General features: G+C 34.5%; 8 protein-coding genes. All 8 read right to left on the bottom strand.

Going from position 1 to position 7,877, the window contains the following annotated elements; all coding sequences use genetic code 11:
* Window positions 1–84 precede the first annotated feature (84 nt).
* The gene (locus tag TA89_RS03075; protein ID WP_040210733.1) at window positions 85–1,515 is read right to left on the bottom strand and encodes an Rne/Rng family ribonuclease; all 1,431 of its coding nucleotides are present in this window, start codon (window positions 1,513–1,515) and stop codon (window positions 85–87) included.
* 6 nt (window positions 1,516–1,521) lie between these two features.
* Window positions 1,522–2,223 carry a TIGR03936 family radical SAM-associated protein gene (locus TA89_RS03070; protein WP_040210739.1) on the bottom strand — a complete coding sequence of 234 codons (702 nt, stop codon included), beginning with the start codon at window positions 2,221–2,223 and terminating at the stop codon, window positions 1,522–1,524.
* A complete protein-coding gene (locus TA89_RS03065) occupies window positions 2,207–4,060 on the bottom strand; it encodes a TIGR03960 family B12-binding radical SAM protein (RefSeq protein ID WP_040210730.1) in 1,854 nt (617 codons plus the stop codon). The genes TA89_RS03070 and TA89_RS03065 overlap by 17 nt, the downstream gene beginning before the upstream one ends.
* Before the next feature lie 104 nt (window positions 4,061–4,164).
* Complete coding sequence (locus tag TA89_RS03060; protein WP_052447290.1) at window positions 4,165–5,034, bottom strand: site-2 protease family protein; 870 nt, start codon at window positions 5,032–5,034, stop codon at window positions 4,165–4,167.
* Between the two features lie 19 nt (window positions 5,035–5,053).
* The gene (locus TA89_RS03055) at window positions 5,054–5,830 is read right to left on the bottom strand and encodes a M23 family metallopeptidase (RefSeq protein WP_040210728.1); all 777 of its coding nucleotides are present in this window, start codon (window positions 5,828–5,830) and stop codon (window positions 5,054–5,056) included.
* Window positions 5,831–5,987: 157 nt separating this feature from the next.
* A complete protein-coding gene (gene mgsA, locus TA89_RS03050; protein WP_040210726.1) occupies window positions 5,988–6,356 on the bottom strand; it encodes a methylglyoxal synthase in 369 nt (122 codons plus the stop codon).
* Between the two features lie 13 nt (window positions 6,357–6,369).
* Window positions 6,370–7,494, bottom strand: a complete 1,125-nt coding sequence (gene rodA, locus TA89_RS03045; RefSeq protein ID WP_040210724.1) for a rod shape-determining protein RodA — start codon at window positions 7,492–7,494, stop codon at window positions 6,370–6,372.
* 101 nt (window positions 7,495–7,595) lie between these two features.
* Window positions 7,596–7,877 (bottom strand): cell division topological specificity factor MinE (minE, locus tag TA89_RS03040; RefSeq protein ID WP_278246194.1); only part of this gene is annotated, 282 nt, incomplete at its 5' end.

Below are 7,877 nucleotides of genomic sequence, written 5' to 3'. Positions count from 1 at the left end.
GGAGTTGTTTTATAAAAAACCAATGGTGTGCGGTTTACAAAAGCAATTTTACCATATACCCATATCTTTGTAAAGAAATTTATTTTAATTATTAACTCTCTGGAGTTTATATTCCTTAAGCTCCTCCATCTGCTTTAAAAAGATGAGAGGTTCAACCTTAAAATACTCAAAACTGTCAGTGTATTTTACATAAATATCCTTATTAAAACCATTTATTTGCGTTATAAAATGCAGCAGATCATTTTGTACATCATGACTGTAGATAGGGTTTAATTCAATGAGAATGCTTTTTATGCTATTTTCTTTTTCAAGCCTTATAATTTCATTTCTTATAAGGAGCATTACATAGTCAAACTTTAGCCTTATACCGGCTCCGCCGCATTCCTTACATTTTTCTTCGATATACTCTGATATATTTTTCCCTCTTCTTCTTCTGGCAATCTGAACCAGCCCAAGTTCTGTAAAAGGATGCACTACCGCTTTATTGGAATCCGTTGAAAACCCTTCGTTAAGCTTTTTTATTATTTTATTTTTGTGTTCTTCATCCTTCATATCTATAAAGTCTATAATTATTATACCGCTTAGGTTTCTAAGCCTTATCTGCCTTACAGCCTCCTCTGCCGCCTCTAAATTAGTTATGTAGGCCGTATTTTCAATATTTCCTCCGTGAACATTTTTTCCTGTGTTTACGTCTATGGCATATAAAGCTTCCGTTTTCTCCAATACTATGTCTCCTCCGCAGTGAAGCTTAATCCTATTTCCTCTTAAAGCCAGTATTTCCTTTTCTATTCCATAATAATCAAACATGCTTCTCACTTCATTATGAAGCTTAACATTTATATTTCCCTTACCCTTCAGATATCCCTTAATAAATTCATAGTCCTCCTGGCTTTCTACATAAATACTCTCGGTGCTTTCATCGGTTACATCTCTAAGTATCCTGTAAAATATGCTGTTTTCTCCGGAGATCAGCTTAGGAGTTAAAGTATATTCAAAAGTCCTTTTTATTTCTAAATACTTATTGTAAAGTTCATCAACTTCCCTTTGTATTTCCTCAGTCGCTGCCCCTTCAGCCTTAGTCCTTACCGTAACACCTATACCTTCAGGCTTTGCAAGCTCTCTTCTCAGCTTTTCCATAAATCCTTTTTCTCTTATCTTTTTTGAAAAGCTGATATCTTCGTCATAGGTGTGCAGAACAGCCATTCTACCGGGTATAGAAACAGCATCGCTTACCTTGGGCCCCTTTTCCCCTATGCCTTCCTTAACTACCTCCACCATAATTTCCTGGCCTTTTTTCACTTTTTTATTCAGATACATATATGCATTTTTACTGCTTCCTATATCTATAAAAGCACTTTTTATAGCAGGGATAACATTTTTTACTATGCCCTTATATATTTCACCAGGCATAGGTTCATCACTATTGTCTTCTATATAGCATTCCATAAGCCTGCCATCTTTTTTTACTGCTATTCTCAGTATATCTTTTGTCCTTTCAATAAAAATATCTTTCATATATCATCAACTCACATAATTTAATAATGAAACCAATTTATTATTTTTTAAAGTGTACATTTCTTCTCTGGAAATCTCTATGAAGGCTTCTTTATCGCTGCTTTTTAAATTATCTGAAATATAGGATGACAAAAGCTCTGCAGAAAGATTCTCCCTGCTTCCGCAGCTTATAAGTGCATTTATTATAAGCTCATTATCTTTATTCCAGTATTTTAATTCCTTAATCATGGGCTTTATGTCTACCTGTTTAATTCCTTTTTTGCTCTTTTTAGAGGTTACCCATTCCGGCATTTTAATAAGCTCTTTAAATTCTTCTGTAGCTTTTTCCCCCTGAAGGCTCTTTATTTTAATAGTGTATCTTGCAGCATCTAAAAGAGCCATTGACTGGGGAAGCTTTCTATCATCTTCACTAATTACTTTTACCGCTTTTAAAAATTTAATTCCTATGGGGCTGGACTCATTGAGTTTTTCTATTATTTCCTCGGTATCTCTTTCTTCTTCCAGCTCCAAATCCATGTAATCCCCGGAGGAGTATACTCCTACAGCCAATGGCTGAGCCAAAGATAGGGACATATGGGGATTGAAACCCTTAGAATAGGAAGCAGGAAGTCCAGCTCTTCTTACTATCCTTTGAATGGTCCTCATTAAATCTAAATGAGCTACAAATTTAATATCTGCTTCTTTTGTAAATTTAATTAAGTAGCGCACCGTCAAAACACTTCCCTTCTTTAAAGTTAACGTTGATTCCGCATCCTGTGCATCCAAGCCTGCAGTTTTGAGTGAGCTGCTCCTTTAAAGCCTTTTCGTTTTCTCTTACTAAATAGCTTCTGTTAACTCCTATATCTATAAAATCCCAAGGAAGTATTTCATCGATGCTTCTTTCCCTGTATGCGTAGAAATCTCCGGACACGCCGCATTCATCTAAGGCTTCCTTCCAAATTTGAAAATTGAAATATTCATTCCAACCGTCAAATTTTGCTCCTTTTTCAAAAGCCTTTATAAGAACATCGCATAACCTTCTGTCTCCTCTGGCAAATACCCCTTCCAGATATGAAACTTCAGAATGATGATAATTGTAGGTAATAGCTCTGCTCCTGATTGAATTTTTAACAGCTTTAATCTTTTCAACCACGGTTTCCATAGACTCCATAGGCGCCCATTGGAAAGGAGTAAAAGGCTTAGGAACAAATATTGATGTACTGGCTGTAATCCTTAACCCCTTGCTTCTCACTTCTTTAGGTACTTTAAAATATTCCTCTGCAATCTTTTCACAAAGCTCACCTATAGCTTTGCAGTCTTCCACATTTTCGTAGGGAAGTCCTATCATAAAATACAGTTTTATGGTAGACCATCCGGATTCGAAAGCATTTTTAACCGCTTCTATAATTCTTTCTTCATTAACTCCTTTATTTATTACATCCCTCATTCTTTGAGATCCTGCCTCAGGAGCAAAGGTTAATCCTGTTTTTCTCACCTTTTGGATAGCCTTAATTAAATCCACGGAAAAGGCATCTACCCGTATAGAAGGAAGTGCTATACCTACATTATTTTTGCCATGCTCCAACATAAGGGTATTTACAAGATTTTGAATGTCAGAATAATCACAGGTACTTAAAGAACTTAGTGATATTTCTTCATACCCTGTGTTTTTCAAAAGCTTATCCGCCTGGGATAAAAGAGTAGCTGTTTTTCTTTCCCTTACCGGTCTGTAAATCATTCCAGCTTGACAAAATCTGCAGCCATTAGTGCAGCCTCTGAAAGTTTCCAAAACAATCCTATCGTGAACTATTTCTGTAAAAGGAACTATAAGATTATCAGGAAATTCAGCTTCATCAAAGCTTGATAAAAACCTTTTTGTTATTTTTTCAGGAACCTCTTTAAATTTAGGTCTAAACTCTCTTATGGTGCCGTCGTTATTATAACTCACTTCATATAGTGAAGGTACATACACTCCTTCAATGCTGCAAATCTTTAATAAGAACTCTTCCTTAGTTAATTTACCTTTACACTTTTTATAAAGATCCAGTATCTCGTTGATAACCTCTTCTCCCTCTCCCAGCTGAAATACATCTGCAATATCATACAGAGGTTCAGGATTATATGCACAGGGGCCGCCTGCTATCACAAGAGGAAAGCTCTCATCTCTTTGGGAGGCCCTAAGAGGAATTCCTGCCATGTCCAGCATATTTAAAATATTTGTATAGCTCATCTCATATTGAAGGGTAAAACCAATAAAATCAAATTCCCTTAAGGAATCCTTACTCTCCAAAGTATAAAGAGGAATTTTATTCTTTCTCAGCTGCTCCTCCATATCAGGCCATGGAGCAAAGGCTCTTTCACAATAAGTATCCTCCCTTTGATTCAGGGTATGGTATAGTATTTTAGTTCCCAAATGAGACATCCCTACCTCATAAACATCGGGAAAGCAAAATGCAAATCTTATATAAGCACTGTTTTTATCTTTAATAATACTGTTTAATTCTCCTCCAATATACCTTGCCGGCTTTTCCACCTTGTATAATATATCATCAGTAATTTTGTTCATTAACCCTATTCCTCCAATATCGTATTAAATACAAAAAGATGCGATTATATCCATAATCACATCATTATATTTTATCATATAGGTTTAAATAATAACAATGATTTTTATATATTTCTGAATCTGTGAATATCTTCAATCTTTTCCATAAGCTCTTCTATGGTGATATTGCCAAAATCTTTAGCTCCAAGTATTATGTCCTCCTCGTATAAAACTCCCAAAACCTGCATTTCATCGTTTAGTACGGTGAAATGATTATACTTATTTTTATCTATAAGCCCAATTACATTTACCAAAGAAAGTTCATAATGTACTGAAATACTTTTATTCTCTAAAAATTTCTGCTTTAAAAATCTATTTCTCTTTTTTACTATATCGCCCATTATTATATACATCATCCTTTTCTTTTCTTTAAGGGTAAACATCAATATGAATACAGAGGACAATCCTAATGTTATATTGATTTTATTAAAAAAAAGCAAAAAAATAAAACCTGTACTGAGAAGGAAGCTCACTACAAAGCTGCAGTATACAGTAAACTTATAAGCCTGCTTATAAAGTCTTTTTTTACTTAAATACGCCCTAAGTATCCTTGCTCCGTCTAAAGGAAAGGCAGGAAGCAGATTAAACATCATTAAAGCCAGATTGCTTTCATAGGAAAGAGTAATGAAACTTCCTGAAAATCTGAAGGACAAAAGATAAAAAAAAGCAGAAGCAGCCATATTTGCCATAGGTCCTGAAAGAGATATTAAAATATCCTGATTAGGACTTATATAATCTAAATCCTTCTGCTTAAGATAAGCCCCAAGGGCGTGAACTCCGATTTTTTCCTTTTTAACATTAAGCTTATAGGATACTGCACAATGGATTAACTCGTGAAACATTACCCAAAAAAACGCCACTGCAAATTGTGTGTGCATTGCTATAACCGATATAAGAAGTATTTGAGGCAGGTATTTTATAAGCTTTTTGTACATTTAATACTCCTAAAAATTATTAAAAGTTAAAATTTATATATTCCTCCGGATTTTTTTCTTCTCCCATATATGATAACTCAAAATATATATATCCCTTTTCTCCATTTACAGCTGAAGTTACCTTGCCTATTGTATCTCCCTTATTAACCTTAGCATTTTCCGAGATTCTTATCTCCTCCAGCATAAAATATTTGGTTTCTATCCCTTCTCCGTGGTTAATAATGATGTACTGTCCTTTTTCTTTATCCTCACCTATCTCCTTTACTTCTCCCTGAAAGCAGCATTTAACCTCAAATGGAGCTTTTGCTTCAACTATAGCCCCCTTATTCATGCTCTCAGGTATTCCTTCCTTTATACTTCCAAAGCTTTTAAAAACAGCTCCTGATACAGGCGGAGAATAGTAATCTAAAGTTTTCTCTTTAACTCCCTGTTCTCCGGTAAGTTTATTTTTAATGCTTTCAATATATTCCTCGGCTTTATTTCTCAAGCTTTCAAGTTTTATATTCTTCACTTTTTCAAAAGCAGTATTTATATCATAATTCTTGTTTACAAGTAACCTTGAATAGCTGTAAAATTCCTGAACCTTTGGGTTATTTATATATCTGCAGAAAATCACTATTAAAAACAGGCATAAAACCCCGGATAACTCCTGAATTACCCTTTTAACCAATATTTCTTTGATGCTTCTTTCTCTGCTTTTAGTTTTATGAGGATTATAAGCAGGATGCCTTACCGATCTTTTTTTCTCCTTTAATATTGAGTAGTAATTTTCATAATGTGAGTTATAGCTTCCCATACTCTCTCTCCCTTGCTCCAATATTCCTTCCTTTGCTTCCTTATATATTCAGCTATGTCATTTATAATATATATATTTACTTCCACAGCATTTTAGAATTATTCGCTCTATTAAGTAGAATAAAAAAATACCGGAACACTTATATTCCGGTACTTTTTTATAAATCTCTTATTCCTTTTATCAGTATCTCCGCTGTTCCAAGGTTTGTAGCTATAGGAACATGATGCACATCGCATATCCTTATAAGAGCGGTTACATCAGGCTCATGAGGTTGTGCAGTTAAAGGGTCTCTTAAGAATATTACATAGCTGATTTCTCCTACTGCAATTCTTGCACCTATCTGCTGATCTCCTCCTAAGGGTCCTGAAAGAAATCTTTCTACAGTCAGTCCTGTATTCTCGCTTATCAGCTTACCTGTAGTTCCTGTAGCAAAGAGAGTGTGCTTAGAAAGAATTTCTTTATACCTCTTTACAAAATTAATCATATCATCTTTAGCCATATCATGTGCAATAAGCGCTATATTCATAAAATCCTCCTTGCTAAAAAATAATCTTCTTTTTCCTCATGGATATATTCAAAACCATCCCTATAGAAATAAAAACCGTAAGCACGGAGCTTCCTCCATAGCTCACCAAAGGTAGTGTTATTCCTGTGATAGGCATGATTCCGATGGTCATTCCAATATTTTGGAGTATGGAAAATAAGAAGGTGCTAGCCACACCTACACATATTAAGGATCCAAATAAATCCTTTGAATTTCTTGCTGCTTGTATAATTCTATAAACCAGTATCCCGTATAATACCAATAATAATACCGCTCCGATATATCCCCAATTTTCCGCTAATATTGAAAAGATAAAATCCGTGTGTGATTCCGGAACAAATTGAGATACATAACTTGTATTAGCACTTTCCCTAAAGGGAGCCCCTGTACCAAAAAAGCCTCCTGAACCAATTCCAATCTGAGACTGGAGGAGCTGAAGGGTGGAATCCAATTCATCTCCTTCAGGGTGAATGAAGGAAGTCAGTCTTCTCTTCCAATAGTCCGGCATTATAGGTGAATTCCACACCATAAGAACAGAAAAGAATAAAGATACAAATCCGCCTAAAATCACTTTATAATTCAGCCCTGCTACGAATAAAATACCAAGGGCAATAAAGAAGCTCACCATAGTCATTCCCATATCCGGCTGTATAACTATAAGAATCATGGGAAGAGCAGCATAGCCAATAAGGGTAGCTAAATTTTTAAAATCATTTATATTGCCTTCCATATCATCAATTTTCTTTGCCAGCATAAGCATCATTCCAACTTTAGCGAATTCCGCCGGCTGTATTGCTCTGTTACCTAATGCTATCCATCCTCTGGCACCTTTTACTACACTGCCTATAAATATAGTTGAAAAAAGCAGTATAATCGATGCCCAATATATTAATCCCACATAATTTTTTACAACGCTGTAATCTACAAGCAGTATAAAATATACCACTATGAGTCCTAATACCATCCAAATAAGCTGCAGTTTGGCATAATAACCTCCATCTTTACTTGAACTGATATATATATTTACCACTCCATACAGAAGTATAAGTATGGAGGTTATAAGAATCATCCAATCCATCTCCCTTAAAAGCTTGGAATCTATCTTAAACTTTTTAAACATAACATCCCTCCACAAAAATAAAAGCTATATATAATTATAAACTCTTATGAATGATGAATCAATTAAGTTTATAATATATATAGCTTAGTGTCAATTAGTAGTTATCTGGATCTCACATTTTTAATTGGTATGTTAGCAACTAAAGAAGGAGAATTACCTTCCAGGCTTTCTGATGTAGTAACTGCTATCTCAACATCAGAGGTATCTATTTCAACATAACGTGATAATACCTCTAAAATTTCACTTTTTATCATATCTAAGGTTTCATTTGATAGATTTCCTCTATCATGGATTAAAATCAATTTTAATCTATCTTTTGCCACTTCTTTAGGAGTAGGTTTATTAGTAAAAAATTTAAAAAATCCATCTCTATTCCTCCTATT

This window comes from Clostridium polynesiense (assembly GCF_000820705.1).
Classification (GTDB): domain Bacteria; phylum Bacillota; class Clostridia; order Clostridiales; family Clostridiaceae; genus Clostridium_AA; species Clostridium_AA polynesiense.
The sequence above is the reverse complement of the archived record's forward strand: the minus strand, read 5'-3'. Positions and strand labels throughout refer to the sequence as shown.

Excerpts from the sequence above, each read along its gene's own strand:
- TA89_RS03075 (WP_040210733.1), bottom strand. The coding sequence starts at position 1,515 with ATGAAAGATATTTTTATTGAAAGGACAAAAGATATACTGAGAATAGCA.
- TA89_RS03065 (WP_040210730.1), bottom strand. The coding sequence starts at position 4,060 with ATGAACAAAATTACTGATGATATATTATACAAGGTGGAAAAGCCGGCA.
- TA89_RS03060 (WP_052447290.1), bottom strand. The coding sequence starts at position 5,034 with ATGTACAAAAAGCTTATAAAATACCTGCCTCAAATACTTCTTATATCG.
- TA89_RS03055 (WP_040210728.1), bottom strand. The coding sequence starts at position 5,830 with ATGGGAAGCTATAACTCACATTATGAAAATTACTACTCAATATTAAAG.
- mgsA (WP_040210726.1), bottom strand. The coding sequence starts at position 6,356 with ATGAATATAGCGCTTATTGCACATGATATGGCTAAAGATGATATGATT.
- rodA (WP_040210724.1), bottom strand. The coding sequence starts at position 7,494 with ATGTTTAAAAAGTTTAAGATAGATTCCAAGCTTTTAAGGGAGATGGAT.